We start from the raw sequence: 263 nt of genomic DNA, 5'->3' as shown, positions 1-263 counted from the left end.
TTTGTATGGGGCCATAGCTCAGCTGGGAGAGCGCCTGCCTTGCACGCAGGAGGTCAACGGTTCGATCCCGTTTGGCTCCACCATTAACTGCTTCTGCTGTTAGAGTTTAGAAATGAATATTCCGGTGTGAATATTGATTTCTAGTCTTTGATTAGATCGTTCTTTAAAAATTTGGGTATGTGATAGAAAGATAGACTGAACGTTACTTTCACTGGTAACGGATCAGGCTAAGGTAAAATTTGTGAGTTACTCTGCATTGAGTA

Annotated in this window: 1 tRNA gene; it reads left to right on the top strand. The window is 42.2% G+C overall.

Going from position 1 to position 263, the window contains the following annotated elements:
* Window positions 1–7: 7 nt before the first annotated feature.
* Window positions 8–83: transfer RNA gene (locus ACOZK9_RS27390), tRNA-Ala, on the top strand.
* Window positions 84–263: the final 180 nt, after the last annotated feature.

Origin of the sequence: Pseudomonas kitaguniensis (assembly GCF_049199985.1) — a bacterium.
Taxonomy (GTDB): Bacteria; Pseudomonadota; Gammaproteobacteria; order Pseudomonadales; family Pseudomonadaceae; genus Aquipseudomonas; species Aquipseudomonas kitaguniensis.
This window is presented reverse-complemented; position numbering and strand designations above follow the sequence as displayed.